We start from the raw sequence: 26,443 nt of genomic DNA, 5'->3' as shown, positions 1-26,443 counted from the left end.
CAACGACCATGGCCGAAACCGTCACCATTTCGCGCGAAGTGTTCCAGCGCCTGCGGGCGCGTCTCCCGGCGGTCACGCGGGAGCATCTCTTTAATTGCTACGCCATCAGCGAGACGACCTGGACCAAACTCAGGGACGGCCGGCCCGTTAAGCGCTCGACGCTGGATCGCGTGCTGGCCAAGCTCGCTGCGCTGGACTCCCGCATCGCGGCCTGAGCGCTTAGTCGAAAAGCCAAAATCCGCATCAAGGTCACGACGCATTATTTCCGATAATATATCTTAGACGATATTGATATGGGCGAAGCGCCTCTCGCCAACGCTTAGCTTTGACGCCTATCTGACCGCCCTGGCGACGACCGCAGCCAACGCTTCGCCAATCTTCCTGGCGCCCTGGGCGTTGGGATGGATGCCGTCCCTCTGCATAAGCGTGGCATTGCCGCCTACGCCCGCCAGGATATTGGCGTAAAGCGGCACGCCGAACTCCTTGGCTAGGCTCGGATAAATCGCGTTGAACTCACGTGCGTAGCTGGCGCCGATCCTGGGCGGCGCCGCCACGCCGACCAGCACGGCGCGAACGCCGCGCGCTTTCAGCTTCTGGAGAATACCGCGCAGATTGGCCTTGGTCTGGGCCGGATCAACGCCTTGCAACAAGTCATTGCCGCCGAGGGCCACGACACAAAGCTGAGTATCCTTCGAGACGCTGAAGCCGACGCGCGCCAGACCGCCGCCGCTCGTGTCTCCTGAAACCCCGGCGGGCTTGACGACCGCCGAAACGCCCAACCGTCCCAGCGCCGCTTGCAACTGCGCGGGCATGGCGTCACGCGCGGACAAACCCAGTCCGGCGGTGATCGAATCGCCCAGAACCGTGATCACGACCGGCTTCGGGGCGGCCGCGATCTGGCTCAGCAGGCCGATCCCCAGCAAAAATCGTCGACGATTGGGAAAACGCTGTGCGGTCTGGCTCATGCCTTCCTATGTAGTTTAGCCGCCGGCCAAACAAGGACCGGCTCCACAGGAAAACCCATGTCCGACGACGTTACGCCCGCCGCGCCCCTGGTCCTCGACGCCGTCGCCTTGACACTCCCCTCTTCCGCCGGGCCCGTGAACATCCTGCGCGGCGTCGACCTTGTCGTGAACCCTGGCGAGCGAGTCGCGATCATCGGTCCGTCGGGTTCGGGAAAGTCGTCGCTAATCGCCGTGGGCGCGGGTCTTGAAGAGCCGACCTCGGGACAGGTCCGATTGTTCGGACAGGATCTGGCCAAGCTCAACGAGGACGGCCGGGCGCGGTTACGACGCGGTCGCGCGGCCCTAGTCTTCCAGTCGTTCCACCTGCTGCCGAATATGACGGCCGAGGAGAACGTTGCAACGCCGCTTGAGATCGACGGCGCTCGGGACGCGATGGCCACGGCGCGCGATTGGCTGGCCCGGGTGGGTTTGGCCGGTCGCCTAACGCACTATCCCCACCAGCTCTCGGGCGGTGAGCAGCAGCGCGTGGCCCTCGCCCGCGCCCTGGCCGCCCGCCCCGCCCTGCTGTTCGCCGATGAGCCCACCGGCAATCTCGACGGCGCCACGGCGACGTCGGTCGCGGACCTGATGTTCAACCTGGTGTCCGAGGTCGGTGCGGCGATGGTCATGGTCACCCATGATCCCTTGTTGGCGACGCGGGCCGACCGGATCGTGCGGATGGCCGACGGACGGATCGTCTCGTGAGCCGCACGCCCCTCGCCTTCCGCCTCGCCGCCCGCGAACTGCGCTCGGGCGTACGCGGCTTTCGTATTTTCCTGGCCTGTCTGGCGCTGGGCGTCGCGGCCATCGCGGCGGCGGGCTCGACAGCGGAAGCCTTCCGCCAGGGCCTGGCCAGCCAGGCGCGCGAGATCCTGGGCGGCGACCTAGCGTTCTCGATCGAGAACCGCGATTTCACGCCCAAGGAGCGTCAGACGTTCGACAAGCTGGGCGTGACCACCTACGCGGCCACCGCCCGCGCCATGGCGCAGGCGCCTAACGGCGAGCGGCGGCTGGTCAATCTGCGCGGGGTAGACGGACAGTTTCCGCTCGCCGGCGCTGTGACCCTCGAAGGCGCGCCGAGCCTGCAAGCCGCCTTGGCCGACCGGAACGGTCTGCCCGGCGCGGCGGTGGAGCCGGCGCTCATGGATCGCCTGAACCTCAAGATCGGCGACCGCTTCGAGGCCGGCCCGATGACGCTGGTCGTGGGCGCGCGGTTGACCGGTGAGCCCGACGGCCTGTCACGCGGCTTCGCCATCGCGCCCCGTGTTCTGGTCAGAGGCGAGGTGCTGGAGCGATCCGGCCTGCTGGCGCCCGGCGGCCTGACAAGCAGGACCGTGCGCGTTGCGCTGTCACCCAACCAGGACCCTCGCGCGATCGGCAAGGCGGTTCAGGCCTCGCTTCCGGACTCGCGGATGCGGGTGCGCGACCGGCTGGACGCCGCCCCGGGCGCGCGTCGCCTGATCGACCAGCTGGAGTACTTCCTGGGCTTCATCGGGTTGGCTTCGCTTGTCGCTGGGGGGCTGGGCGTGGCGGGCGCCGTTTCGGCCTATCTGTCGGCGCGGGAGCCGGCGATCGCCGTGCTGAAGGCCCTGGGCGCGCAGAGCGGCCTGATCCGTGACCTTCACCTGATCCAGATCGCGGTGCTGGCGCTGCTGGGCATTGCGATCGGCCTGGTCGTCGGCGGCGCTGCGCCGCTGATCCTGGGACAGCTGGCGGGCTCCAGCCTGCCGGTGCCTGCGCTCTTCAAGATTTATCCGTGGCCCCTGGCGAAAGCCGCCCTATTTGGCCTGCTGGCCGCAGCGGCTTTCTCGCTGTTGCCCCTGGCGCGGGCGCGGACAACGCCGCCGTCGGCCCTGTTCCGTCGCGCGCCCAAGGGGCGGCTGTCGTTCGGGGTCGAGACCGTCGGCGCGGGTCTGGCCGGCCTGGCCCTCGCGGCGCTGGCGGTCGCCACCGCCCCGACGCCGATGGCCGCCGCGATCATGATCGCCGGGGTGGCGGTGTCGTTTGGCCTCCTCGCCGCGCTGGGCCGGTCCGCCGCCTGGGCGGCGGGCAAGGCGCGCGGGCTCACCCGGGGCCCCGCCAAGCTTGGCCTCGCCAACCTCGCAGGGCCTCGGTCGGCGGCGCGGACGGCCAGCCCGGCGATCGGCCTGGGTGTCGCACTCCTGGCGTGTGTAGTGCTGATTCAATCAGCGCTGCTTGCCCAGGTCAGCGACGTGGCTCCGCGAACCGCGCCGGCCATGGTGTTCACCGAGATTCCGGCGGACAAGGCCGCGACCTTCGACGCCACAGTGGCCTCGGTCATGGGAGCGCTGAACGAAGACACCTATCTGCGAATGCCGTTCGTCACGGGGCGCATCATCGCCGTGAAGGGCAAGCCGATCGACCCGAAGACGGTCAAACCCTCGGCGCGATGGGCCTTCGACAACGACATCAGCCTTTCAACCCTGGCCAAGGAGCCCAAGAACGCGGGCGTCGTGACCGGGCGTTGGTGGGCGGAGAACGACGCCGGGCCGCCCAAGCTGGCGATGAGCGCCGAGATCGCTGAGGCTGCGGGGTTGAAGCTCGGCGACACGGTCACCCTGCAAGTCCTGGGTCAGGAGATCGAGGCGCGGATCACGGTGCTGCGCAAGGTGGAGTTCGGGGGCTTTGGTCCCAACTTCAACCTGATCCTCAACCCCGCGACACTGGAGGGCGCCGAGCTTCGCAGTGTGGCCATCGCGCGCCTCGACAAGAGCCAGGAAGCCGCCCTCACCCGCAAGCTCGGTCAGACCCTTCCCACGGTCAACGTCATCAGCGTCCGCGAGCAACTGGAGTCAGCGGCCGCCCTCTTCGACCGCTTGGCCCTGGCGGTTCGCGGCGCAGCGGCGGTCGCAGGTCTGGCGGGACTCCTGGTTTTGGCCGGCGCTATCGCCGCCGGCGCACGGGCGCGGGCGCGCGAAGCGGCCACCCTGAAGGTGCTGGGCGCCACCCGGGGCCAGATCCTGTTGGCCTATATCATCGAATACGGCGCGGTCGGCCTCATCGCCGGGGCGGCGGGTGTGCTCTTCGGCTTCGCCGCTGCCTGGCCGGTGGTGGTCAAGGTCTTTGAGGCGACGTGGAGCGTCGACTGGAGCGGCGTGCTGGCGCTGCTGGCGGGCGCGACGGGCCTGGCGACCTTGGGCGGCCTGATCGCCGCCAGCCTGGCGCTTGCGCAAAGGCCCGCGCCGGTCCTGCGGGGCGACTAGCGCCCCGCAGGAGCGGCTTCAGTCACTTCGCCGGGACGACCGTCGCCACGAAGGAGTCCGCACGGTCGGTCTGGACCACCGGCTTCATCGTGCCGTCGGGATTGTAGCTCAGCGGCTCTACGGTGACCGCGCGCCGACCGATCGCGCCGTTCAGGTCGCCGATCGTCAGAGTCGCGTTGTGCAGGAAGATGTACCAGGCGCCCTTGAACTGCACGATGCCGGGGTGGATCGTGAAGCTGTACTTGCCTGAGCCCGTCAACAGCCCGCGATAGGTCCAAGGCCCGGTAATGGCTGGCGCGGTGGCGTAGGAAACGTGCTCGTCGCGCTGCGTGGCGCGATCGAGCGAGGCGTAGGTCAGGTAGTAGAGCCCCTCGCGCTTGTGTAGCCACGGCCCTTCTTCGAAATGCGGCGGGGTGATCTCGGTGATCGGGCCGTCGATCTCGATCATGTTGGGTTTGAGCTTGGCGATGTAGCACTGGCGGTTGCCCCAGGCGATCCACGTTGTGCCGTCGTCGTCGGTCCAGACGGTTGGATCGATGTCCTCCCAGCTGTGCGTGCCCTTGGGCGTCATGTCGTTGGTGATCAGCGCCGAGCCACGCGCGTCCACGAACGGTCCGGTCGGGCTGTCGGACACCGCCACGGCGATGGCCTTGCCTGGTCGCGTCTTGTCGTGCTCGACGGCGGCGTAGAAATAGAACTTGCCGTTCTTCTGGATCGCCTGCGACGCCCAGGCGTCCTTTTGCGCCCACTTGAAGTCGGCGACTTTCATGATCGGCGGGTGCGAGGTCCACGTCTTCATGTCGGTGGTCGAATAGACGAGCCACTCGCGCATGTTGAACATCTCGTCGCGCTGGGCCTCGTCTCGACCGACATAGAGGTACAGGCGATCGCCGACGACGAGCGGTGCGGGATCGGCCGTGAACCTGTCGCGGAAGATCGGATTGGCGCTCAGGGGCAGCCAGCTCCCCTCCTCTGCGGCGAGGCTTGGCTCACTCAGGCTTGCGATCAAGGCCAACGCGGCCGCAGCGAGCTTCAGCTTCATGATGCGCCTCCCAAACGACGCGTGACATTTACTCGGACAAATTCAACCGTCAACGCCGAGAACGGGCGGGGTCGACCATTCAATGTGAACGGTACCTCTGGCGCATCGCGAATTCTTTTGTCAGACATGATGAGGCAAAGATCACACGCCAGTTGAAAGCGAACGGTGGCAAACCGGGCTTGGCGCACGGTCGGCATGCGAAAGGGAGAGACGCATGAACAACAAGATGCAGCGCTCGCGCGGGTTACGGGGATCAATGGGCGTAGCTCTGGCCGCCTTAGCCCTTAGCATCGCCACGGCGGGGCCTGCAGCGGCCCAGAACGACAAGATGACGCCGATTTCAATTCCGGCGCAGCCGAATGCGATAGCGCTCGGTACGGGGCCCCTGCCCGGCGCGACGGCGCCGGAGTCCTGGCACAGCCAGTATGGCAGTGTCTTCGCCCGGAACGTCACGCAAGCGACGCTGACGCCTTTCCTGCCTGATCCTGCGAAATCCACGGGCGCGGCGGTGATCATTGCGCCGGGGGGCGGCTTCCGGACTCTGTCGATGGAGAACGAGGGCTGGGACGCCGCACGGGCCCTGGCCGACAAGGGCGTCGCCGCCTTCGTCCTCAAGTACCGCCTCAACCAGACCCCGCCGGACATGGCGGGCTTTGAGCGGTCGATGCGGGAGATGTTCTCCGGAACGGCGCAACGTCCCCGGCCTGACCCGCAGGCGGCAATGGCGGGCCTCGCGCCGCAACTGGCCGACTCCCGCGCCGCCTTCGCCCTGGTGCGCAAGCGCGCGGCTGAATGGCGGGTGGATCCGGACCGGATCGGCATGCTGGGCTTCTCGGCCGGGGCCATGCTGACCCTGACGACGACCCTGAGCGGCAGCGAGGCCAAGCCCGCCTTCATCGGACTGATCTATGGTCCGCTGTCGCCGGTGACCACCCCGGCCGACGCGCCGCCGATGTTCGTGGCGCTGGCCGCCGACGATCCTTTCTTCGCCAACAGCGGCTTTGGCCTGATCGACAGCTGGCGCGCCGCCAAGCGTCCCGCCGAGTTCCATCTGTACGAACAGGGCGGCCACGGCTTTGGCATGTACCCGAAGACCACCACCAGCACCGGCTGGTTCGACGCCTATGTGCGCTGGATCGGCATGCACGGCATGCTGAAGCCGAAGGCCTGAACCGAAGGAGCGGCCGGCGCGGTAGGGCGCCGGCCGCTGGCTACCAGACGAAGGTGCCGGCGGATCGTGCGGGCAAGGACGCCTTGAAGCGGGCATTGCCCGCAGCAATGGCGAAGTCCGCCGGGGCGGTGGACACGTTCAGCACGATCAAGATGCGTTGGCCGTCCGGGTTCTGGAACGCGACGGTCCGCAGCCCCTCGACCTTGGCCGGCGATCCGATCCGCACCGCGCCGGGCTTCACGAAGCGGCTGGCGTGGCCGAAGGCGTAGTACTCCTGGGTGCGGGTCACCGCGCCGGTTTGGCTGTCGATCGAAACCACTCCTCGGCAATCGCTGCAACCGCCCGCGTGCGGTCCGAACTTGTCGTCCAGCGCCAGGTTCCACATCAGCACGCCGCGCGCGCCGCCGCGCGTGGAGCCGATGATCAGCTGCTCGACCATCCAGGAGAAGCTGTCGTCGAACTTCGGCGCCCACTCGCCGCCCGAACACTCGGTGAAGAACACCTCCTTGTCCGGATAGGCCGCGCGCACCTTGTCCTGCGCCGAGACATCGCCGGCGTAGCAGTGCCAGGCCACGCCCGTCAGGAACGCTCGAGCCTTCGTGTCGGCCAGCACCGTCAGTGGCTGCTGGGGCTGATCCCAGTTGTGGTCCCAGTCGAGCACGCGGGTCTTGATCTTCTCGCGCTGGAACACCGGGGCCAGATGCTCGCCGAAGAACCGCGCGCGGTCCTGCGGCAGCCACCGCATGCCCGGATAGTTGTCAGGTTCGAAGTCGGGCTCGTTCTGGATGCTGAGATAGTCGGTGGGCACGCCGAGCTTGGCGGCGTCATTGACGTAACGGGCGAAGAACCGGGCGTAGACCGGATAAGCCTCGTCCTTCAGCTGGCCTTTGACCAGCGAGCCGGTGGTCTTCATCCAGGCCGGCGCGCTCCAGGGCGAGGCCATCACCTTCAAGTCGGGATTGATCTTCAGGGCCGCCCGGACAGTGGGGAAAACGTACTGCTCCGGCCGCGCCAGCGAGAAGTGCTTCAGGTCCGGATCCGGCGCGCCCTCCGGCGTGTCGTCGAGACTGTAGTGGTCCAGCGAGAAGTCGGACGCGCCGATGGTCACGCGGGTGAAGCTGAACCCCAGACCGCCCTCCCCGCGTCCGAAGAGTTCTCGCAAGAGCGCGTCGCGGTCAGCGGGCTTGAGCTTGTTCTGGATCAGCCAGGCCGAGGCGTCGGTGATGGCGGCGCCGAAGCCGACCATCGACTGATGGCGCTCGTTCGTCTCGACCGTGATCACCGGCAATCCGGCCACCGCGCCGGCGCGCGAGGCCGCTACGGGCGTCTGCGCGTTCAGCAGCTGGCGCTTGTCGCCGGTCGTCACCCAGGCGCGAAGCTTGGGCGCAGCCAGGACGGGCGAGGTCGCGGCGAGGGCCGCGACCGTCAAGGACACAAGTTGGAGGCGCATCAGGGCTTCCTCGACCACGACTTCAGCTTGGCGCTGCCGGTCAGAACCGGCTCGCCAGCGTTGCGGCCCACATACAGCGGATAGGTCCCGGCCGCGATGGTCCAGCCGGGCTTGGCGGTGTCGTAGTCAGCCAGGATGCGCGGCTCGACGGTGAGAGTAACGCGCTTGGTCTCGCCCGGCGCCAGGTCCACCTTTTGGTAGCCGGCCAGCCGCAGCATGGCCTTGCGTTGGCCGGAGGTGACATAGAGCTGCGGGGCGTCGGCGCCGGCGACCTTGCCGGTGTTGGTGACGTCGAAGCTGACCTTCAGGCCGTCGCCGTCCTCGACCTTGAGGTTCTTGTAGCCGAAGCTGGTGTACGAAAGGCCGTAGCCGAACGGATAGAGCGGCTGGCGCTTCTCCTGAGCGTACCAGCGGTAGCCGACCGCCGCACCTTCGACGTAGCGCACCGGGAAGCCCTTGATCGGACCCGCTTTCTGGCCAGCGCGGCGCGCGTCGTCGATGGCCGCCTGCTCGGCGAAGCCGGGGGCGCTGGCGCGCGGCGCCTGGTCCTCGCTCTTAGGGAAGGTCATGGCCAGACGGCCCGACGGATTGACTTCGCCGAACAGCAGACGGGCAATGGCCTGGCCGCCGCGCTGGCCCGGATACCAGGCCTGGAGCACCGCGCCGACCTTATCGAGCCAGGGCATCAGCACCGGACCGCCGGTCTCGAGCACAACGACCGCGTTCTTGTTGGCCGCCGCGACCGCGTCGATCAGCGCGTCCTGGTTGTCGGGCAGCGCAATCGACGGCGCGTCCTGGGCCTCGGTCTGCCAATGCCAGGCGAAGACGATGGCGACGTCGGCGTCCTTGGCGGCGGCCGCCGCGGCGATGGGGTCCTTGCCGTCGACATAGGTGACCTCGGCGCCGGGATTGACGGCCCTGATCGCCTCCAGCGGCGAGGACGCGTGCCAGGTGACGCGAACGAACGAGGCCGCCTCGCCGCCGTTCAGCGGGATCTCGACAGGCGCGCCCCCTACCGAGCGGACCTGCGAGGAGCCGCCGCCCGAGAGTACGCCGACATCGGCATGGGCCCCAATCAGCACGATCTTCTTGGGGGTCTTGGCCAGCGGCAGCAGCCCGCGATCGTTCTTGAGCAGCACTGAACCGCGCTCGGCGACGGCCTGGGCGACCTTGGCGTGGGCGTCATAGTCGATCGGCTGAGCGGTCGCCGGGGTCGGGTTGTCCATCAATCCCGAACTGATCACCCCGTGCAGGATGCGGCGAACCATGTCGTCGAGACGAGCCTGGCTCACCTCGCCCTTGGCCACGGCGGCCTTCAGGTCGTCACCGAAAAAGATCTGGGTGTCGAGTTCCTGACCCGACTGTTGGTCCAGTCCCGCCAGCGCGGCCTTGACCGTGCTGTGCACCGCGCCCCAGTCCGACATCACCCAGCCCGGATAGTTCCAGTCGCGCTTGAGCACCTTGTTGAGCAGGAAGTCGTTCTCGCAGGCCCAGTCGCCATTGACCTTGTTGTAGGCGCACATGACCGAGGCGGGGTTGCTCTTCTCGACCGCGATCTGAAAGGCCAGGAGGTCGCTTTCCCGCAGGTCCGCCTCGTCGATCTGGGCGTCCATCACGTGGCGTCCGGTCTCTTGGGCGTTCAGCGCGAAGTGCTTGATCGTCGAGACGATGTTGTTGGACTGCACGCCCTTGATCTGTTCGGCGACCATCTCGCCGGCCAGTAGCGGGTCCTCGCCAAGATACTCGAAATTACGGCCGGCCCACGGGTCGCGGGTCAGGTTGACGCCGCCGGCCAAGAGGACGTTGAAGGTCTTGGCGCGGGCTTCTGCGCCGATCATCGCACCGCCCTCGTAGGCCAGTTTCGGCTCGAAGGTCGAGGCCAGAGCCAGGCCGGACGGCAGGGCCGTCGCCACATCGCCCTTGCGCTGCTCCACTTGGTTGGCGACGCCGAGGCTGGCGTCGCTTTCGCGCAGAGTCGGGATCTTCAGGCGCGGAACGCCCGGCACATATCCCGCCGACGGGATCATGTCCGCCGGCGCCGGCTTGGTGTTGGGCGGGAAAAGGCCGTGCAGGTAGGTGATCTTCTCGTCGAGCGTCATCTGCTTGACGAGCGCGTCGGCCCGCACCCAAGCCGGATCGTTCGCCCGAACGTTCAGAGGCGCGCTATCTTGCGTCGGCATGACCTGCGCGCTCGCGCCCGTCAGCGGCAGAAGCGCGAGCAACGCCACGGCGGCGGTGGTCCGGCTCAGGATCCGCAACGCGGATGAAGGCTGGGCGGCGGTCGTCATGGCGGTACTCCGGATAAGCGTGGCTATGAGGTGGGAACGGGCGCGAGCGGCGGCGCCTGGCAGGCGTGCGCGACGAACTCGGCGTGGGAGGGCATGACGTTGAGGCACTTGCCGATGACGGTTTCGATGTTCCCGAGGAAGCGGGCGATTTCGTCGTCGGACTGGACGTGGACCAGAGGGTCATAGGCGCGGGGAATGACGCCCTGACCGAGGAACACCTGGATCCAGCTCTCCTCGGTGAACAGCTCGTCGTCCTCGCGGAACACGCGGCCGTTGGCGCGGAAGAGATCCATCTTCCGCTGCAGCGTCGCGGGGATCTCCATGTCGCGGCAGTAGCGCCAGAACGGGCTGTCGTCGCGTTCGGTGGCCTTGTAGTGCAGGATGATGAAGTCGCGGATCCGCTCGTATTCGAAATCGGTCTGGCGATTGAACTCGTCGATCGTCGCCTGATCGAAGCCGGCGTCCGGCAGCAGCCGCACCATGCGGATCACGGCCGACTGGATCAGGTGCAGGCTGGTCGACTCCAGCGGTTCCAGGAAGCCGCTGGCCAGGCCGATTGCGACGCAGTTCTTGTTCCAGATCTTCTTGCGCTTGCCCGTCTTGAAGCGAATGCGCAGCGGATCGGCGCGCTGGGCGCCGTCGAGGTTAGACAGCAGGACCCGCTCGGCCTCGTCGTCGTCGATATACTGGCTGGAATAGACGTGGCCGTTGCCGGTGCGGTGCTGCAGCGGGATCCGCCACTGCCAACCGGCCGAGTGCGCGGTGGAGCGCGTGTAGGGCGTGAACTGCTCCGAGCGATCGCACGGCACAGCCACGGCGCGGTCGCAGGGCAGCCAGTGCGTCCAGTCCTCGTAGCCGGTCTTGAGGGCCTGCTCGATGATCAGCCCCCGGAACCCCGAGCAGTCGACAAAGAGGTCCGCGGCGATCACCTCGCCGTCGTCCATCGTCACCGATTGCACGAAGCCGTCTTCCGCCCGCAGCGACACGTCGACGATCTTGCCTTCGCGGCGCTTGACGCCCCGCGCCTGGGCGAAGGTCGACAGGTGCTTGGCGTAGAGACCGGCGTCGAAATGGAAGGCGTGGGCGATGTGGCCGATCGGCGACTCCGCCATGTCGGGCCGAGCGCGCATGAACTTGTTGCTCAACGCCATCGCATTGTTGATCGACAGGTTGTCGAAGTCGCCCGCACGCCCCAGTTCGCGCATGCGCAGCCAATACTGGTGGCAGCGCAGCCAGCCCAGGTCCTGACCGATCACGCCAAAGCCGTGCAGATAGCTTTCGCCTTGACGCCACCAGTTCCTGAACTGGATGCCCAGCTTGAACGAACCCTGCGTCTTACGCAGGAAGTCGTCCTCATCGAGGCCAAGCAACTCATTGAATTTCTTGATGGCGGGGATGGTCGCCTCCCCTACCCCGACGGTGCCGATCTCCTCGGATTCCACGAGCACGATCTCATAGAGCCCGTGGAACAGACGCGAGCACAGCGCGGCCGTCATCCATCCGGCGGAGCCGCCGCCGGCGATCAGTATCTTCTTGAGCGGTTGCAACCACCCGCCTCCCGTTGGGTCGAAGGTCGGGATCGCCGCATGGCGATCCCGACCCGATTGGTTCGTGCCTGGCGGTCCGCGCCGCTGGGGAGAGCGGCCGGTCCTGCCTAGTGCTTAGAACCGATAGTTCACGCCGAACAGCACCTGCCGGCCGTACTTTTCGTAGGTTTCAGGCAGCGAACCGCCGCCGCTGGTCTTCGTCCCGCCGCCGTCCAGGCCGAGGCGCGTGCGATAGGGCGAATTGGTCAGGTTGTTCACCTGCAGCAGCAAACCCAGGTTTTCCATCGGCCCATCCTGGAAGGTATAGCCGATCTGGGCGTCGACCTGCTTGTCCGCCAGGATTTCGGTGAAGCCGCGCGTGGCGAACAGTTGCACCACCTCGCCCTTGAAGGCCGAACGGTAGCGCTGGCTGATGCGCGCCTGGAAGCCGCCGCGCTCGTAGTAGCCGGTCACGTTGTAGACGGTGCCCGACAGGCCCGGGATACGGACCTTCTGCTTGGGATCGGTGCTGGTGGTCGGGTTGAGGTTCGACTTGGTCAGCGACAGGCTGCCCTGCATGCCGAAGCCCTTCAACAGGTCGGCGAACTGACCAAGATCGACTGCGCCGCTGAACTCGAGACCCTTGACCACGCCGCCGTTGCCGTTGGCCGGCAGGGTGATCTGGCCGATGGGGCTGATGGTGATGCCGGGGGGAATCGCGGTCGCCGTCGTCGGCAGCGGAATGCCGGTGAAGTCGAACTTGCCGGTCTGCGAATAGATGTAGGTGTCGAGCTTCTTGTAGAAGCCGGCCACCGACACATAGGTCGCGGGGCTGACGTACCACTCGTAGGCAAGGTCGGCCGCCTTGGCCATCCAAGGCTTCAGCTTGGGATTGCCGCCGCTGGCCGACCACGGATTGACGGTCGTACCGGGCGCGCAGGGCTGACCCGAGCACACCAGCGAGTTGAAGCCGGGCGTCACGTTGGCGCGCAGGTCATCCATGCGCGGGCGCGCCATGGTCTTGGACAGCGCGAAACGGATGCGATGACCACCACCCAGGTCGTAGATCAGGTTCAGGCTCGGCAGGACGTCGGTGTAGTCGTCCGTCGAATTGATCTTGGTCGGGGTGATCGGCTTGCCCGGTTCGGTGCCGTTGATGACCACGCCAGCCGAGGCCTGCTCCTGCTTGACCACCTGGACGCCGAGGTTGCCGCGCAGGTCTCCGGTCTGGAAGTTGGCGCGGGCGAAGAAGGTCGTGACCTTCTCAGTGATGTCCCACGTCTTGTCATAATAGTTGGCGTCGAGGATCGGCGCCCAGTTGTAGTACTTGCGCCAGACGTCGCCGATCTTGACGCTCAGCACGCCGCCGAAGCCGGCGAAGCCCAGTTGGGTGGGATCAACCAGGTCGCCCGCGTCGACATAGACCTGCTGGCGGCCGTTCTTCAGGAACAGGTCGTTGTCCGAGACGGTCTTGCCCTTGTCGCGCTTGGTGTAGTTCACGCCCGCGCTGACCTGGGTGATGAAGCCGTCCAGCTCGTGCTCAAGGCGCACGTCGATCGTCGTGACGTCTTCCTTCACGTGCGGGAAGCGGATCGCGCCGTCATGGCCCCAGCCGCCCCAGGGCGCGCGGTCGCCCAGCGTGACCTTGCTGGCGTCGGCGTAGTTGAAGCCTTCGTCGTATTGAGAGAAGCCGTCGTCGGCGACTTGGAAGCCAATCTTGTCGAAGACCCGGCCGATGTCCGGCGTGGCCGGGGTCACGCCGCCGACGCCGCGGCCATAGCCCGCATACGTCTCCATGATCTGCTCTTTCCGCTTGTTGGAAGAGTAGGACAGATCGGCGACCAGCTTGGTGCGCTCGGAGAGCTGAAACTCGTTGTTCAGACCGGCCGCGAACAGCTGGTCCATGCGGGTGTTGTAGTCGTTGCGCAGCTGCGGAACGGCGTTGTTGAGCACACCGCTGCGGGCGAATTGCGAACCGCCCAGCTCGTCAGTCTTCACATTGGTGAAGGTCGCGTTGTCGGCCCAACCGTTCGAGAACCACTGCGCTCCGCGCGTGGTCTCTTTCTGGCGGAAGGTCGAGTAGTAGAGATCCAGGGTGGAGTGGATCTGGTCGTTGGGCTGGTACTCAAAAATGCCGATAACGGCGTCGCGCTTGTTGAGGCGCGAGGTCGCGAAAAGCTCCTGACCGTTCAGCATCAGCGCCTTGTCGGCGCTGTCGGGCGACACCGCGAAGTCGAAGGTCTCGTAGCCGTAGGCCTTGTAGTGTTTGACCTGCGACGGCGAGTCCAGATGGGCATAACCCAGCGCGACGCCAAACGTGCCGTCGGCGAACTGGTTGATATAGCTGGCGCTGTAGCGGCCGCCCCAGTTGCTGACGTCGTCGTTCAGCTTCTTGCCAGCGGTCTTCTCGCCCCGAATGTTGACGGCGACGGCGCGCTTGCCGAACTCCAGCGGGCGCACGGTCCGCAGGTCGGCGGTGCCCGACAGGCCCATACCCGAGACTTGAGCGTCCGGGGTCTTGTAGATCACGACGCTGGACAGCAGTTCCGAGGGATATTGGTCGAACTCGACCGCGCGGTTGTCGCCGGAGCTGGCCTGCTGACGGCCGTTTAGCAACGTGGTCGTGAAGTCCGGGGCAAGGCCACGGATCGAGATCACTTGGGCGCGGCCATTGACCCGTTGGGCGGCCAGGCCGGGAAGACGCGCGATCGACTCGCCGATCGACACGTCCGGCAGCTTGCCGATGTCCTCGGCCGAGACGGCCTCGACGATCGAGGTCTCGTTCTTCTTGATGTTGATCGAGTTCTGGATGCCGGCCTTGATGCCGGTCACCACGATGGCTTCGACGGTGTCGTCTTCGGCCTTAGGCGTCTGAGCGGTCGACTGCGCCCACGCTGCGCCAGGGCCGGCGAGCGCCAGGGCCATCGCAGCCATCGAGGCCGTGGCGTAGAATCGGTTGTTGGACGGACGCGCGCCGCGTGTCGTGCGGTTTCGCATAGGCTCTCCCCTCTGAATTCGCCTTGCCGCGGCGAGATATCGTTCTTGTTGTCACGTCATCGAGCGCAAACCGCTCAATGGAAGCGCTTCCAATAACACTCAAGCCGACAACGTTGTCAAGATCGCTGGCTTGGCAAGGTTACACGACGGCGGTCGTCTGGCGCGAGATGACGGCGTGTTCGAGTTCCTCGAAGACGGGCGTCGCCGACACATTCGCTCCCGTAAGTCGAGCGACTAGCAATTCCACGGCGCGCTGCCCCAGAACCTTGACCGGTTGGTGGACCGTGGTGAGGGGCGGCCAGACGATCGCAGCGACCGGCGCGTCGTCGAAGCCGGTGATCGACAGATCCTGAGGGATGTTCAAGCCGCGAGCATGGGCGGCGGAAAGCACGCCGGCCGCCATGTCGTCATTGGCGCAGACCAGCGCGGTCGGCTTTAGCGGATGATCGAGCAGTTGCGGCGCCAGATGGACACCGGCGCGGAACGTGAAGTCTCCGCGCCGAACCACGCAATCGCCTTCCCCCAGCCCCTGCTCGGCCAGCGCCCGCTGGAAACCACGAAGACGGCGATCCGCCGAGAGGTGGCCCTCAAGGCCGGCGATGAAGCCGAATCGGCGGTGCCCCAGACGCAGGAGTTCCCGCGTGACGTCGTAACCGCCAGCCTCGTCGTCGACGCCGACGGCGTCGGTCTTGCCACGCCCGGGCCCGCCGGGCGAGACGGTCACGACCTTACAGCCCTGCGCCAGAGCGGCCTCGATCAAGGCCACGTCATCGCTGTAGGGCGGCGACAGGATCAGGCCCTCGCAGCGCTGGGTCTGGATCAGGTCGAGCACCCGCTTCTGCCGGTCCGGCGTTTGCTGGGGAACATTCTGAACCAACACCTGATAGCCCAGCGCCAGACAGGCCCGTAGCGCTCCCAGTTCGAGCGCGGATTCGTAGTAGGAGTTCGGTTCGTTCTCGGGGTCGGAGGCGAAGACGAAGGCCAACAGCCGGCTGGCGCCTCCGGCCAGGCTACGCGCTTGCGGATTGACCTTGTAGTCCAGCGCCTCGACCGCCTGCATCACGCGCGCGCGGACCTCGTCGCGCACATTGGGACCGCCGTTCAGCACCCGCGAGACCGTCACGCGCGCCACCCCCGATAGGCGGGCGACATCGTCGATGGTGGGTCTCTTGGTCGTCAATGGGCTCCCCTTTCGCGCGTCGGGAAGATGATCAGGAAAGCAGAGCAAAACAAGCCGCTCAACGGCGACGCGATCTCCGCGCTCGATCGGACCGACCAATGGAAGAATATTGGCATGACCAATAATTGACATGTTACGCCATTGGCCAGATATCTTTTGTGCGCACGGTGCGTCGTGACGCCCGCTCTGGAGGGACCGCCATGAAGACCGCCTGGCTTGCCGCCTTGACCCTGTCGTTGGCCGCGTCAGCCGCCGAAGCCGCCGACTACGCCATTCTGGGGCCGTCGTTCGGTCGCGCCACCGTGGCCGCAACAACGAGAGATCCCGTCATCGCTCGCGCGACCGAGGCGCTGGATCGCCCGCCCGGCGCGCTTCCTCGCCTGCACACCGAAGGCACCCTGCCCGGCCACGGCATCCGGGACATCAGCATCAAGGCCAAGCAGGACCAGCCGATCGTGCTGAATCTGGCGATCGCCTGGCGGCTGACCGGCGACCGGCGCTTTCTCGACGCCACCAGCCGCTATTTGGAAGCCTGGGCCGACATCTATCAGATGTCGTTCAATCCGATCGACGAGACGGGCTTTGACGCCCTGGTCCTTGCCTACGATCTGACGGAGAACGACTTGGCCGACCCGGTTCGCGCCAAGCTGGACCGGTTCTGGCGCGCGATGGCGACCGGCTATCTCGACGCCATGGACGCTGGGCCACGCAACGCCGAAACCAACTGGCAGAGCCACCGTATCAAGCTCGCGACCCTGAGCGCCTTCCAGACCGGCGACGCGGCGATCATCGATCGTGCGCGCGCGGCGTTTCGCAAGCAGGTAGCCGTCAATCTTTATGCCGACGGATCGATGTTCGATTTCCACGACCGCGACGCCCTGCATTACGTCACCTACAATCTCGACCCGCTGATGGTGGCGGCGTTGGCCGCGCAGGCGCATGGCGAAGACTGGTACGCCTGGACCAGCCCCAAGGGAGCCAGCTTGCCGCGATCGCTGGACTGGCTGTCGGCCTATGCGCGTGGCGAGAAGACCCATATCGAGTTCGCCAGGTCCAAGATCCAGTTCGACCGCGACCGCGCCGCCTCGGGCCAGAAGGAATACGCGCCGCATCCGTGGGACGTCGCCAACGCTGTGGGCACGTACAGCCTTGCCAGCTTGCTGGACGCGCGCTTCCTGCCCCTGCGCGACGACCTGGTCCGCAAGTCCCGCAAGTCGCCGCCCCTCTGGACCGAGATCCTGCGGGCCTCGAGCACGGCGGCGCGCTGACCGCCGTCGGTTGACCGCCTTCCTCGGGTTTGGCCCTATGGGTGCGGAGGACGTGATGACTCGTGCCAAGCGTATCCTGACCTGGACGGCCGGCGGCCTCGCCGGCGCCGCCCTGGTCGCGGCCTATCTGGCATCGCCGCTGTTCGCCCTCAACAGCCTGAACGCGGCGGCGAAGGCGGGAGACCGGGCCAGGCTGGAGCGTCTGGTCGACTTTCCGGCGGTTCGCGACAGCCTGAAGGCGCAACTCAAGGACGCAATGGCCCAGTCCGTCGCCGAAGACCCCGAGCTTCGGGACAATCCCTTCTCCACGTTCGGGCAGATCCTTCTGGTCGGCGTCATCGACAAGGCCGTCGACGCCTACGCCACGCCGGAGGCCATCTCCCATATGGTGGCGGCCCGCCGCGCTCCATCGCGGATTTCACCTGCCCAGCCAAGCGCGCCGGTCGAAACCGCCAAGCCGAGACCAAAGTCGGAAACCGAACTCCATTACAGCTACCAGAACCTGGATCGCTTCAGGGCGACCTATCGCGACAAGGCCAAGCCGAACGAGCCCGGATTTGGCCTCACCCTGGCCCGTCAGGGTCTGTTCCGCTGGAAGCTGGTCCAGATCGATATCGCGCCCGCGCCCTAAGCCCGCAGGCCGGCGATGCGGGCCAGGGCGGCGGTATCGAACGCGGTTTCCAGGACCCCGGCGATCTCGTCGAGCGCCTGATCTACGCGAACGGCTTGGTCCAGCCTGTCTGAAGCCGCGCCCAACTCTGCCAGCAGAGCGGCTCTCGCCTCGCCCTGATCGAATAGACCATGCACATAGCAGCCGCTGACACGGCCGTCGGCCGAGACGGCGCCGTCGGACGTCCCGTCGTCGAACCGCAGGAAAGGGCGCGTCGAGACCGTTGTGCGCCCGACATGCATTTCATAGCCGGCGAAACGCGCGCCGCCCGCCAGCCGCCCCGTCACCGGGCGGAGAGTCTTGTCCCCGGTCATCACCGTCTCGACGCCCAGGAGGCCAAGGCCCTCGGCGGCGCCCGGAACGCCCTCGACGCCGTCGGGATCCGAGATCCGCGCGCCCAGCATCTGATAGCCGCCGCAGACCCCAAGGACCCGGCCGCCGCGACGCAGATGGGCGCGAAGATCGATGTCCCAACCCTGGGCGCGCAGGAACGCCATGTCCGACAGGGTTGACTTGGTCCCTGGCACGATCACCAGATCCGCGTCACCCGGCAGAGCCGCGCCCGGCGGTATGAAGCTGAAATCGACCGAGGGCTCGTGCCGCAGCGCGTCAAACTCATCGAAATTGGCGATCCTCGAGAGCATCGGGACAACGATACGGATTTTCCCCCGCCGCTCCGTCACGTCCTCGCCGAGCACGATCGCATCCTCGGCCGGCAACCGTCGCGCCGCCGCCAACCATGGAGCCATGCCAAGGTCGGCCCAGCCGGTCCGCTCCACGATCGCCCGACGACCATCGTCGAACAGCGCTGGGTCGCCGCGGAACTTGTTGATCAGAAAGCCTCGCACCATCGCTCGATCCTCAGGATCGAGCACCGCGTGCGCCCCGACCAGGGCGGCGATGACGTGGCCCCGGTCGATGTCACCGACGAGGACGACGGGCACGTCGGCGGGGCGGGCGAAGCCCATGTTGGCGATGTCGCCGACCCGCAGATTAATCTCGGCCGGACTGCCGGCGCCCTCGACGATGACCAGGTCGCTTTGGCTTTCCAGCCTGCGGAAGCTCTCCAGCACAGTGGGTAAAAGGCTCGCCTTGTGGTCCTGATAGCCACGCGCCGCCCATTCCCCGGCGATCCGCCCACGTACGATCACCTGCGCGCCGACATCGCTCTGCGGCTTGAGCAGCACGGGGTTCATGTCGACCGTCGGCGGCGTTCGGCAGGCGATCGCCTGCAAGGCCTGAGCGCGGCCGATCTCGCCGCCGTCGGCGGTGACGGCGGCGTTGTTCGACATGTTTTGCGGCTTGAAGGGGCGCACGGCGAGACCACGATTGGCGAACACCCGGCACAAGCCGGCGACCAGCACCGACTTTCCGACATCCGAGCCGCAGCCCTGGATCATCAAAGCGGCCATGCGCTGCTCTCCCCAAGCGAAGATGGCCAGGGCGAGGGACATAGCCCCCGCCCCTGCCCCTATTTAGAAGCGCGCCCGCAGACCCAGGAACGCACCACGGCCCGGCGTGCCGTAATTCAGGATGGTCTGATAGTCCTTGTCCAAGGCGTTCTCGACCCGACCATAGACCTCGAAGGTCTCGTTGATCGGATAGGACGCCCGCAGATCGACGGTCGCGTAGTCCGAGACCGGAACGGTGTTGGCCTCGTTGTTGTAGGTCTTGCCCACATAGCGGACCGCCACCGTCGTCGACAGGCCGACGGGCCAGAGATAGGTCGCCGACAGGTTGGCGAGGTCCTTGGGACGACGCGACAGCTGCTTACCGTCATTGGCCCCCGCCGCCAGTTCGGCCTGGGTGTAGGTGTAGTTGCCCGTGATCGTCAGGCCCGCGAGCGGCCGCGCTTCGGCGATCAGCTCCAGGCCTTGGGCCTTGGTCTTCTGCAGATTGCGGTAGTAGCCGAACCGGAAGACGCCGCCCGGCGCGCACATTGTGTCGGTCGCGCCGAACGAGCACGAGAAGAAGCGGATCTCGTTGTCGGCTTCGCGGTGGAAGACCGTCGCCGAGGCGCGGACCTTGCCTTCGAACAAGCGCTGCTCGAGCCCTGCTTCCCAGCTATCGAACTCTTCGGGCGAGAGCGCGGCATTGCCGTACTCGCTGAACAGCTCATAGAGGCCGGGCGCGCGGAAGCCTTGGCTGTAGCCGGCGCGAAGCACCGTCGCGTTGTCATTCAGGGCCCAGGCCGCGCCGACCTGGCCCAGCGTGTGGGCGCCGTAGGCGTCGTGGTCCTCGTAGCGCAGACCGCCGGTCAACGTCAGGCCCGGCGCGATCTCGGCCTGCAGCTGGCCATACAGGCTGTCAGCGCTGATCTTGCCGCTGCGGAACGCCACGTTCGGATTGGCGACCGACGGCGAGCGGGTGCGCATGCGCGAGCGCTCGCTCTCGGCGCCGAAGGTGGCGGTCCAGGTCTCGGTGATCGCGAAGACGCCCTGATACTCCCAGCGCTTGTTCTTGCCGGCGGCGTCGAAAGTCATCGGCACGACGGCGCGGGCGGGGTTGTAGTTCTGGCGGTCGGTGTCGGTGTAGGCGAAGCCGAAGCGATTGTTCCAGCGCCCGTCCAGCAGGGCGGCGTTCAGGCCCTGATAGACCACCAGCTCCTTGGTGCGGCCGAACTCGGGGCTGTCGGTGTTAAAGCCGTCGAAGTCGTTCTTGCCGCGTGAATAGACCGCGCGGGTCTCGACCGAGACCGCGTCGCTCAGTTTCACCCGCAGGCGGCCCGAGGCGCCGGCGTTCTGATAGCCATCCTTCTCCTGGCCCAGCTTGTACGAGGAGAAGCCGTCGGTCGTGTAGTAGCCGCCCGCGACACGCCAGGTGACCTTGTCAGACGCGCCGCCGACGGCGCCGCGCAGGTAGCCGGTCTTGCGCGCGCCGGCCTCGGCCGACAGCGAGCTCGTGAACGGCGTGGTCGGCTCGGCGGTGACAATGTTGACGACGCCGCCGATCGCCTGGCTGCCCCACAGGGTCGATTGAGCGCCGCGCAGCACTTCGATGCGCGAGATGTCGCCGACCAGCAGGTTGCCGCTGTTGAAGCCGCCTTGCGTGGACGAGGGGTCATTGAGCTTGACGCCGTCGATCAGCACGACCGTGTGATGGCTCTCGGCACCGCGAATATAGAGGCTGGTCGCATTGCCGACACCACCATTGCGCGCGAAGGTCACGCTGGGCGTCTGGGCCAGCAACTCGGTGACCGAGATCGCCTGACTGGCCTGGATCACCGGCTGGGTCAGGACCGTCACCGAGGCTCCGACTTTCTCGATCGGTTGGGCGGTGCGGGTGGCGGTGACCACCAGCTCGGCGACGCCGTTGGCGCCGGTCGCGCCAGCGACATCGGCCTCAGGGGCTTTCTGGTCGTCGGCGAAGGCGGGCGCGGCGAGCAGCGCGGTGGCCAGGGCGGTGGAGCTCAAAAGGGCTCGGATCATGTTCAGTCTTCCCGTTATGAACGACCCACGCGACATCCCGAACGCTCGCGAAGACGCGGACGCTCAGGCCGCCGCGCGGCCTGTTGACTGTCGTTTCTCGGGAGATCCCGTTCGTTCGGCGCACCCCGGCCGAGCGATGAACGACTGCGCCGGGCAGGTCTCCTGGCTCACGGGTCAATGCTTCTGGGCGTCGCCTTCCCAGGCCTTGGGGGCCCAGTGGCATGTGACGCGAAGCTCGCCGCTTACAGTTGCGGGGGCAGCCGAGGTCTTGAACCTCGTTCCCTATTCATCCTCTCGCGAGGAACCTGACGCGTCGCCAGAGCTACATGCTGCACCGCACACGGTCAATGTGGAGCTTGGGTGACCCTCCGTGCGGGTTGGAGGGAACCCCGTTCGGCGTAGGGCTGAAGGCCGGGTTCGGGGCTTCTGCGCCCCATACTTGCCCCCTCCGCGCCTTCGGCGCTCCTGCCCCAGAGGGGGAAGAAGGGGCGCAAACCTCTCGCCCCCTGTGGGGGCGGACGACCGCGAAGCGGTCAGGTTGGGGGCCTGCGGTCTGTCCGATTTCCCGTCCTCTCCGACCGCTGGGGCTCTCGGAAACGGGAGCGCCTGGGTCCCGGTAAGGCCTCAACAGAGCCGCCTGCCGGGACGCTGGCGGATAACGGCTGCGCGGAGCGTTGCGGCTGCGTCGAAACGGTAAAAACACAAACTTCTCCGGACGGATGTCCGGCGCTCCGCAGCCCTTTCCAGACCTTCAGCGGCGCGCCGCGTGAAGCGGCGGCGCCGTGCTCCATATCGAGGAACAGGCTAGCGCTTGCCGGATATTCCTCGCACACTCGTTTGAAAGCGCGATCAACGGCGCGGGGAGAAGCAAGAGTATGTCCGAGGCCCAGTCTCCTCAGAAGGCGTCATCCTGGACGCTGGCCGCGTTCGCCGCGCCCTGCATTCCGGTCGCGGCCATGGGCCTGCCGCTCGTGGTCTATCTGCCCGAGTACTACATCAACTCCCTGGGCCTTTCGCTGACCGTCGTGGGTTCGGCGTTCCTGATCGTCAAGCTCATCGACATCCTGTTCGACCCCCTATTCGGCGGGCTGCTGGACCGGACCCGCATGCGGATGGGCCGATTCCGTCCGTGGATGCTGATCGGCGCGCCGATTCTGACCGCAGGCTGCTATGCGCTTTTCATGGCGGAACCGGGCGTCGGCTCGCTCTATCTCTGGTTCTGGCTGTCGGTGCTTTACGCCGGCTACTCGATCGTCGTGCTGTCCCAAACGGCCTGGGGCGCGGTGCTGTCCAGCGACTATCAGCAACGCTCGCGCATCTACGGCTGGTGGCAGGGCGCCAATGTCGTCGGGATGATCCTGGTGCTGTGCCTGCCGCCCTTCATCACCGGCGTGCTCAAGGGCGACCACATCGACAGCATCCGCGCCATGGGGTGGTTCATCGTCATCCTGTTGCCGATCACGGTGCTGCTGGCCGTCGCCACGGTGAAAGAGCCGCAGGCCCCGCCCCAGCACGGCAAGACCGGCCTGGCGCAATACTGGCGACTGCTCATGCGCCCGTCGGTGCAGCGCCTGCTATTCGCCGACCTGCTGATGGGGCTGGCCCCCGGCATCGCCGGCACGCTGTTCCTGTTCTTCTTCGAGCGGATCAAGGGCTTCGACAAGACCCAGGCCGGCGTACTGCTGCTGGTCTATTTCCTGGCCGCCCTGGCCGGCGCGCCGCTTTGGCCGTTTCTGGCCAAGAAGCTGGGCAAGCACAAGGCGCTGGTCGTCGCAGCGGTTGTCTACGCCTTCGTCCAGGTCGCCACGGTGTTTATGCCCGCCGGAAGCTCCGTGATGGGGATGTTGCTGCTGGTGTTGGCCGGCCTGCCGTATTCCGCGGCGCCGGTGCTGGTGCGCTCGATGATGGCCGACATCGGCGACGAGGAGCGCCTGGAGAGCGGCGTCGACAAGACCGGCCTGCTCTACGCCATCGTCACCGGTACGGTGAAACTGGGCTACGCCCTGGCGGTGGCGGTGTTCATCGCCCTGGGCTGGATGGGCTTTGACCCCAAGGTGTCCACGCCCGAAGGCGATGCGGCCTTGATCGGCATGTACGCGATCGCGCCGGCCGTGCTGGGACTGGTGGTCGCCGCCATCATGATGCGCTATCCGCTGGATGCGACCCGCCTCGCCGAGATCCAGCGCCAGCTTGCGGCGCGGGACGCGGCGGCGGCGGACGCTTCCAAGTCCCCAGCCCCCTCGGATCCGCATGTCCCCTCAAACGCCGCCCTTGGCCCCGCCGAGTGACGACCAGCACCCGCTGTTCGCCCTGATCGAAATCATGGCGAAGCTGCGCGATCCGAATGGCGGCTGCCCCTGGGACCTGGAGCAGACCTTCGCGACGATTGCGCCCTATACGGTCGAGGAAGCCTATGAGGTCGCCGACGCCATCGAACGCGGCGACCTGTCGGACCTGAAGGAAGAGCTGGGCGACCTTCTGTTGCAGGTCGTTTTCCACTCCCGCATGGCGCAGGAGCAAGGGGCGTTCGACATCACGGACGTGGCGCGCGCCATCTCTGACAAGATGATCCGCCGCCACCCGCATGTCTTCGGCGACCACGCCTACGAAGACCTCTCCGCGCAGGTCGCGGGCTGGGAACAGCTGAAGGCGCAGGAGCGCCAGGCGAAGGCCAAGACGGGCGTGCTTGATGACGTGCCGACCGGCCTGCCCGCCCTCACCCGCGCGGTGAAACTGACCAAGCGCGCCGCCCGCGTCGGCTTTGACTGGCCGACCGCCAACGAGGTGCTCGACAAGCTGCGGGAGGAGACCGACGAGATCGCGGTCGAGATCGAAGCCGGCGACCTGGCCAAGGCGCGCGAGGAACTGGGCGACATCCTGTTCGTCTGCGCCAACCTGGCCCGTAAACTGGATGTTGACCCTGAAGACGCCCTGCGGGCCACCAACGCCAAGTTCACGCGCCGCTTCGGCTTCGTCGAGACTGAACTGGCCAAGCGCGGCAAGACGCCCGACCAGTCCGATCTCGCAGAGATGGACGCGCTTTGGAACGACGCGAAAGCGGCGGAGAAAGAGCGCTGATGGCGCGGATCGCCATCAGTTCGGACCACGCCGGCCTTGAGCTAAAGGCGAGGCTGGCGACGTGGCTTGAGGCCGGTGGCCATGAGGTGACCGACCTCGGGGGGCGCGAGGGCGAGCAAGGCGACTATCCAGACTACGGCTATGGTCTGGCCGAGCACATCGCCGGCGGACGATCAGAATATGGCGTCGCGCTTTGCGGTTCGGGCATCGGCATCTCGATCGCCGTCAACCGGCATCCCGGATGCCGATGCGCCTTGGTCAGCGACCCAGCCGCCGCGCGCCTGAGTCGCGAGCACAACGACGCCAACGTCATCGCTATGGGGGCGCGCCTTGTCGAAATCGACATGGCCAAGGCTTGCCTAGAAGCGTTTCTAGCGACCGATTTCGCGCGTGGTCGTCACGCCCCGAGGGTCGAGAAACTCGGAGTCCCGCCTGCCGCTACAACGACTGAACAGCAGCGCTGACCTGCGCGCCTGGAAACTGGCGCTCGAACCGTCCCAGGGCTTGGGCGTCGAGGCGGGCGACCAAGGTCACCTCCCCGCCCGGGCCGTCATAGCGGCTCAGCACGCGGCCGTTACGATAGATCCAGGCCAGGGCCTGGCCGTCCTGCGCGGCCAGACTCACCTCCACCGGCGGCGAGTCATCGATGAGGCCGGCGATGCGGCGCAGCAAGGCTTCGCAGCCCTCGCCCGTGACCGCCGAAACCGCCGAGGCGTCGTTGCGTCGCGCCTGCCCCTCGACGATGTCGCGATCGTCCTCCGAGAGCAGATCGACCTTGTTCCAGACCTCGACGACGGTCTTGCCCTCGTCGAGCGTGACGCCCAGTTCGGATAACACCGTCTCGACATCGCGAGCCTGGGCCTCGCTATCGGGATTGGCGACGTCGCGGACGTGCAGCACGACGTCGGCCTCCTGCACCTCCTCGAGGGTGGCGCGGAAGGCCTCGACCAGCTCGTGCGGCAGGTCGGAGATAAAGCCCACCGTGTCGGACATGATCGCCGGGCGACCGTCCGGCAGCTTCACGGTGCGAAGCGTGGGATCCAGCGTGGCGAACAGCATGTCCTTGGCCAGAACCTCGGCCTCGGTGAGGCGATTGAAAAGCGTGGACTTGCCCGCGTTCGTGTAGCCGACCAGAGCGACGGTCGGGTACGGAACCTTCTTGCGGGCGCTGCGGTGAAGCGTGCGCGTCCGACGAACCTCATCGAGCTCCTTCTTGAGCTTGACGATCGTGCCGGCGATCAGGCGGCGGTCGATTTCGATCTGAGTTTCGCCCGGGCCGCCGGTCGAGCCGGTGCCACCACGCTGGCGCTCCAGGTGGGTCCAGGTCCGCACGAGGCGGGAGCGCTCGTACTCAAGCCTGGCCAATTCGACCTGCAGGCGACCTTCGCGGGTCCGGGCGCGGCGGGCGAAGATTTCGAGGATAAGGCCCGTGCGGTCGACGACCTTGACCTCCAGCGCTTTCTCAAGATTGCGCTGCTGGATGGGGGTGAGCTGGTCGTCGAAGACCGCTACGTCGATGTGCTCGACCTCGCAGATCGCGGCGAATTCCTCGACCTTGCCCTTGCCGAACAAGGTGGCGGGCGTGACGACGCGCAGAGGCGCAATCAGCGCCTCCACGACGTCGAGGTCGAGCGCTACAGCGAGACCCACGGCCTCCTCGAGCCGGGCGTTGGGATCCCGGGCTTCGAGGGCGGCCTGGCCGCGCAAAGGGCGCACGGGATGGATCACGAGCGCCTTCAGGACCGGCGCGGCGTGGTCAATCGACTTGGAACTGGATTTGGACAAACGGCTCTAGGGTCAGTCGTCGGCGTCCGCGCTCGGCTCGTAGAGCTGAACAGGCTGAGCCGGCATGATGGTGGAAATGGCGTGCTTGTAGACCAGTTGCGATTGGCCATCGCGGCGCAGCAGGACACAGAAATTGTCGAACCAGCTGACCACGCCCTGAAGCTTGACGCCGTTGACGAGGAAGATGGTGAGCGGCGTCTTCGACTTGCGGACGCTGTTCAGGAAGGTGTCCTGAAGATTCTGCTTCTTCTCGGCGGACATACGGGGGTTCCCCTCTCGTTTTTCTCGGAGGGCCACACGCCCCCCACACAAACTAGGTCATGCTAGATGAT

General features: G+C 66.6%; 20 protein-coding genes, 1 pseudogene and 1 riboswitch. Of the genes and pseudogenes, 9 read left to right on the top strand and 12 right to left on the bottom strand.

All coding sequences use genetic code 11. From position 1 onward, the window contains the following. Positions 1–8: 8 nt before the first annotated feature. Positions 9–215 carry a hypothetical protein gene (locus CSW63_RS12195; protein ID WP_062097352.1) on the top strand — a complete coding sequence of 69 codons (207 nt, stop codon included), beginning with the start codon at positions 9–11 and terminating at the stop codon, positions 213–215. Between the two features lie 117 nt (positions 216–332). Here CSW63_RS12195 and CSW63_RS12190 read toward each other — a convergent pair whose 3' ends face one another. Then, positions 333–965 carry an arylesterase gene (locus CSW63_RS12190; RefSeq protein ID WP_062093530.1) on the bottom strand — a complete coding sequence of 211 codons (633 nt, stop codon included), beginning with the start codon at positions 963–965 and terminating at the stop codon, positions 333–335. 57 nt (positions 966–1,022) lie between these two features. Between CSW63_RS12190 and CSW63_RS12185 the strand changes: the two genes are divergently transcribed. Beyond that, positions 1,023–1,709 (top strand): ABC transporter ATP-binding protein, encoded by a 687-nt coding sequence (locus tag CSW63_RS12185; RefSeq protein ID WP_099503528.1) that lies wholly within the window; start codon positions 1,023–1,025, stop codon positions 1,707–1,709. Further along, the gene (locus CSW63_RS12180; protein ID WP_062097291.1) at positions 1,706–4,228 is read left to right on the top strand and encodes an ABC transporter permease; all 2,523 of its coding nucleotides are present in this window, start codon (positions 1,706–1,708) and stop codon (positions 4,226–4,228) included. Before CSW63_RS12185 ends, CSW63_RS12180 begins: the two co-directional genes overlap by 4 nt. Positions 4,229–4,250: 22 nt before the next feature. Here the strand turns inward: CSW63_RS12180 and CSW63_RS12175 are convergent, their stop codons facing one another. Continuing rightward, positions 4,251–5,270 (bottom strand): glycoside hydrolase family 43 protein, encoded by a 1,020-nt coding sequence (locus tag CSW63_RS12175; protein ID WP_062097293.1) that lies wholly within the window; start codon positions 5,268–5,270, stop codon positions 4,251–4,253. Positions 5,271–5,526: 256 nt separating this feature from the next. On the opposite strand from CSW63_RS12175, the gene CSW63_RS12170 reads away from it, so the two are divergent. Then, positions 5,527–6,441, top strand: a complete 915-nt coding sequence (locus CSW63_RS12170; RefSeq protein WP_369797870.1) for an alpha/beta hydrolase — start codon at positions 5,527–5,529, stop codon at positions 6,439–6,441. 40 nt (positions 6,442–6,481) lie between these two features. Here the strand turns inward: CSW63_RS12170 and CSW63_RS12165 are convergent, their stop codons facing one another. From CSW63_RS12165 to CSW63_RS12145, 5 genes are all read right to left on the bottom strand, one after another. After that, positions 6,482–7,891: a glycoside hydrolase family 30 beta sandwich domain-containing protein gene (locus tag CSW63_RS12165; protein WP_062097301.1), complete on the bottom strand. Its 1,410-nt coding sequence runs from the start codon at positions 7,889–7,891 to the stop codon at positions 6,482–6,484. Further along, a complete protein-coding gene (locus CSW63_RS12160; RefSeq protein WP_062097297.1) occupies positions 7,891–10,179 on the bottom strand; it encodes a beta-glucosidase in 2,289 nt (762 codons plus the stop codon). The genes CSW63_RS12165 and CSW63_RS12160 overlap by 1 nt, the downstream gene beginning before the upstream one ends. A 23-nt stretch (positions 10,180–10,202) precedes the next feature. Continuing rightward, positions 10,203–11,726 (bottom strand): tryptophan halogenase family protein, encoded by a 1,524-nt coding sequence (locus CSW63_RS12155; RefSeq protein ID WP_062097299.1) that lies wholly within the window; start codon positions 11,724–11,726, stop codon positions 10,203–10,205. Between the two features lie 114 nt (positions 11,727–11,840). Next, complete coding sequence (locus tag CSW63_RS12150; protein ID WP_099503530.1) at positions 11,841–14,702, bottom strand: TonB-dependent receptor; 2,862 nt, start codon at positions 14,700–14,702, stop codon at positions 11,841–11,843. Positions 14,703–14,841: 139 nt separating this feature from the next. Then, positions 14,842–15,882, bottom strand: coding sequence for a LacI family DNA-binding transcriptional regulator (locus tag CSW63_RS12145; RefSeq protein WP_062093925.1), 1,041 nt, complete (start codon positions 15,880–15,882; stop codon positions 14,842–14,844). 200 nt (positions 15,883–16,082) lie between these two features. On the opposite strand from CSW63_RS12145, the gene CSW63_RS12140 reads away from it, so the two are divergent. Then, the gene (locus tag CSW63_RS12140; RefSeq protein WP_062093926.1) at positions 16,083–17,150 is read left to right on the top strand and encodes an alginate lyase family protein; all 1,068 of its coding nucleotides are present in this window, start codon (positions 16,083–16,085) and stop codon (positions 17,148–17,150) included. 55 nt (positions 17,151–17,205) lie between these two features. Then, entirely contained in the window at positions 17,206–17,781 is a 576-nt protein-coding gene (locus tag CSW63_RS12135) for a DUF2939 domain-containing protein (protein ID WP_062093927.1), read from the top strand. Here the strand turns inward: CSW63_RS12135 and CSW63_RS12130 are convergent. The 3 genes and pseudogenes from CSW63_RS12130 to CSW63_RS23785 all read right to left on the bottom strand — a co-directional run. Further along, positions 17,778–19,232: a cobyric acid synthase gene (locus CSW63_RS12130; protein WP_062093947.1), complete on the bottom strand. Its 1,455-nt coding sequence runs from the start codon at positions 19,230–19,232 to the stop codon at positions 17,778–17,780. The two genes, CSW63_RS12135 and CSW63_RS12130, sit on opposite strands and share 4 nt — an antisense overlap. 63 nt (positions 19,233–19,295) lie before the next feature. After that, positions 19,296–21,248 (bottom strand): TonB-dependent siderophore receptor, encoded by a 1,953-nt coding sequence (locus tag CSW63_RS12125; RefSeq protein ID WP_062093928.1) that lies wholly within the window; start codon positions 21,246–21,248, stop codon positions 19,296–19,298. Between the two features lie 134 nt (positions 21,249–21,382). Beyond that, a riboswitch (cobalamin riboswitch) is annotated at positions 21,383–21,572 on the bottom strand. A gap of 279 nt (positions 21,573–21,851) precedes the next feature. Beyond that, a pseudogene (locus tag CSW63_RS23785) lies at positions 21,852–21,995 on the bottom strand (hypothetical protein); the annotation flags it as partial. Positions 21,996–22,123: 128 nt separating this feature from the next. Between CSW63_RS23785 and CSW63_RS12120 the strand changes: the two are divergent. Genes CSW63_RS12120 through rpiB form a run of 3 tightly spaced genes read left to right on the top strand, consistent with a single transcriptional unit; the run spans position 22,124 to position 24,790 of the window. After that, positions 22,124–23,536 carry an MFS transporter gene (locus CSW63_RS12120; RefSeq protein WP_062093929.1) on the top strand — a complete coding sequence of 471 codons (1,413 nt, stop codon included), beginning with the start codon at positions 22,124–22,126 and terminating at the stop codon, positions 23,534–23,536. Beyond that, on the top strand, positions 23,499–24,326 hold the full coding sequence (mazG, locus tag CSW63_RS12115) for a nucleoside triphosphate pyrophosphohydrolase (protein WP_082749340.1): 828 nt from the start codon (positions 23,499–23,501) through the stop codon (positions 24,324–24,326). The genes CSW63_RS12120 and mazG overlap by 38 nt, the downstream gene beginning before the upstream one ends. Next, a complete protein-coding gene (gene rpiB, locus CSW63_RS12110; RefSeq protein ID WP_062093930.1) occupies positions 24,326–24,790 on the top strand; it encodes a ribose 5-phosphate isomerase B in 465 nt (154 codons plus the stop codon). The genes mazG and rpiB overlap by 1 nt, the downstream gene beginning before the upstream one ends. Here the strand turns inward: rpiB and hflX are convergent. Together hflX and hfq are read right to left on the bottom strand one after the other, a co-directional pair. Continuing rightward, positions 24,765–26,111 carry a GTPase HflX gene (gene hflX, locus CSW63_RS12105; RefSeq protein WP_062093931.1) on the bottom strand — a complete coding sequence of 449 codons (1,347 nt, stop codon included), beginning with the start codon at positions 26,109–26,111 and terminating at the stop codon, positions 24,765–24,767. The two genes, rpiB and hflX, sit on opposite strands and share 26 nt — an antisense overlap. 12 nt (positions 26,112–26,123) lie before the next feature. Next, entirely contained in the window at positions 26,124–26,372 is a 249-nt protein-coding gene (gene hfq / locus CSW63_RS12100; protein ID WP_010919613.1) for an RNA chaperone Hfq, read from the bottom strand. Between the last annotated feature and the right edge of the window lie 71 nt (positions 26,373–26,443).

The sequence above is a fragment of the Caulobacter sp. FWC26 genome (assembly GCF_002742645.2).
Lineage (GTDB): Bacteria > Pseudomonadota > Alphaproteobacteria > Caulobacterales > Caulobacteraceae > Caulobacter.
This window is presented reverse-complemented; position numbering and strand designations above follow the sequence as displayed.

Excerpts from the sequence above, each read along its gene's own strand:
- CSW63_RS12195 (WP_062097352.1), top strand. The coding sequence starts at position 9 with ATGGCCGAAACCGTCACCATTTCGCGCGAAGTGTTCCAGCGCCTGCGG.
- CSW63_RS12190 (WP_062093530.1), bottom strand. The coding sequence starts at position 965 with ATGAGCCAGACCGCACAGCGTTTTCCCAATCGTCGACGATTTTTGCTG.
- CSW63_RS12185 (WP_099503528.1), top strand. The coding sequence starts at position 1,023 with ATGTCCGACGACGTTACGCCCGCCGCGCCCCTGGTCCTCGACGCCGTC.
- CSW63_RS12175 (WP_062097293.1), bottom strand. The coding sequence starts at position 5,270 with ATGAAGCTGAAGCTCGCTGCGGCCGCGTTGGCCTTGATCGCAAGCCTG.
- CSW63_RS12170 (WP_369797870.1), top strand. The coding sequence starts at position 5,527 with ATGGGCGTAGCTCTGGCCGCCTTAGCCCTTAGCATCGCCACGGCGGGG.
- CSW63_RS12165 (WP_062097301.1), bottom strand. The coding sequence starts at position 7,891 with ATGCGCCTCCAACTTGTGTCCTTGACGGTCGCGGCCCTCGCCGCGACC.
- CSW63_RS12160 (WP_062097297.1), bottom strand. The coding sequence starts at position 10,179 with ATGACGACCGCCGCCCAGCCTTCATCCGCGTTGCGGATCCTGAGCCGG.
- CSW63_RS12150 (WP_099503530.1), bottom strand. The coding sequence starts at position 14,702 with ATGCGAAACCGCACGACACGCGGCGCGCGTCCGTCCAACAACCGATTC.
- CSW63_RS12140 (WP_062093926.1), top strand. The coding sequence starts at position 16,083 with ATGAAGACCGCCTGGCTTGCCGCCTTGACCCTGTCGTTGGCCGCGTCA.
- CSW63_RS12135 (WP_062093927.1), top strand. The coding sequence starts at position 17,206 with ATGACTCGTGCCAAGCGTATCCTGACCTGGACGGCCGGCGGCCTCGCC.
- CSW63_RS12130 (WP_062093947.1), bottom strand. The coding sequence starts at position 19,232 with ATGGCCGCTTTGATGATCCAGGGCTGCGGCTCGGATGTCGGAAAGTCG.
- CSW63_RS12125 (WP_062093928.1), bottom strand. The coding sequence starts at position 21,248 with ATGATCCGAGCCCTTTTGAGCTCCACCGCCCTGGCCACCGCGCTGCTC.
- CSW63_RS12120 (WP_062093929.1), top strand. The coding sequence starts at position 22,124 with ATGTCCGAGGCCCAGTCTCCTCAGAAGGCGTCATCCTGGACGCTGGCC.
- mazG (WP_082749340.1), top strand. The coding sequence starts at position 23,499 with ATGTCCCCTCAAACGCCGCCCTTGGCCCCGCCGAGTGACGACCAGCAC.
- rpiB (WP_062093930.1), top strand. The coding sequence starts at position 24,326 with ATGGCGCGGATCGCCATCAGTTCGGACCACGCCGGCCTTGAGCTAAAG.
- hfq (WP_010919613.1), bottom strand. The coding sequence starts at position 26,372 with ATGTCCGCCGAGAAGAAGCAGAATCTTCAGGACACCTTCCTGAACAGC.